The organism is Acinetobacter endophylla (genome assembly GCF_053543775.1).
Window position 1 is genome coordinate 1 of the sequence record NZ_JBLVOM010000129.1, and the last position, 1119, is coordinate 1119.

A 1119-nucleotide genomic window follows, 5' to 3' on the forward strand; every position below is an offset into this window, starting at 1 on the left:
TCCAGATTTTATGAAGTTTTACTTTTGGAGGTTCCTATGACAGCAGGACGACCGGCCAAATCATTGCAAGAAAAGATTTTAAGCGGTGCACGAATTCGTGATGACCGTGATGCAGATGCTCAAGTGGCAAATGCAGCAGTCGATTTGGGAATGCCACCTTGCCCACGATGGATAAAGGGGGCGGCAAAAAAACACTGGGACGTATTAGGCCCGAAACTGGTTCAGGCCGGTTTGCTTAGTGTGGTGGATGGCGATGTCTTCGGCCTTCACTGCGACAACATTGCAGCCTATGAACAGGTTTGTGAAAAGCTCGAAAAAATAGATGACTGGATTTCAACAACCCCGAATGGTTTTGAAGTTCAGGCCGCCTGGCTCCAGGTGCGTAACAAACTGCAAGAATTGATTATTAAAACTGCCCGGGAATTTGGCTTAACGCCAGCTGCCCGTTCAAGTGTCAAAGTGGATAAAGCCAAGCAGCTCAGTTTGTTGGGGGCTGACCAAGCCACAAATGTAGACAACGACCCCTATGCGGGATATATGCCGCGTTCATAAGTGAGTTTCTATGCGTGATTATTTCAAAATCGCGCTCCAGTACTGCCATGACGTGCGATCCGGAGTGCGTACTGCAGGGCAGTTGGAAAAACTTGCGGCCAAACGTTTCTTAAGCGACTTGACCCGGTCGGGTTATCCAGTGGTCTCGGATGATCCTGAACTCGAAGAACTGTTAAAAACCCTGAAAGTTGGGACCAAACCGGCCGATATTCATTTTGATTATACCTTTGATATCGAAAGCGCCAGACATGCCTGTTTCTTTATTGAAACCTGTCCGCACACCACGGGGACTCTGGCAAAAATTCAGCCAAACGGCTTAAGGCATATGCTGGTCATGGAGCCATGGCAGGTATTCATCACGGTCAATATCTTTGGCTGGTTGAATACGGAAGGGCTGCGACGATTCATTTACTTCTATATTGAGGTGGCCAAAAAGAATGGAAAATCTACATGGATCGCAGCCGTCGCCCTATACATGGCTTTTGTCGATGGTGAACCAGGGGCTGAAGTATATTCAGCTGCTACTTCGCGGGAACAGGCCAATATCATTTTCGGTACGGCCAAGAC

General features: G+C 48.1%; 2 protein-coding genes. Both read left to right on the forward strand.

Annotation, left to right across the window (positions count from 1 at the left end):
* Positions 1-36 precede the first annotated feature (36 nt).
* The gene (locus tag ACNPNW_RS05910) at positions 37-552 is read left to right on the forward strand and encodes a P27 family phage terminase small subunit (protein ID WP_174894239.1); all 516 of its coding nucleotides are present in this window, start codon (positions 37-39) and stop codon (positions 550-552) included.
* A gap of 10 nt (positions 553-562) precedes the next feature.
* Positions 563-1119, forward strand: a 557-nt coding sequence (locus ACNPNW_RS05915) for a terminase large subunit domain-containing protein (RefSeq protein WP_448766702.1), incomplete at its 3' end; no start/stop codon positions are given.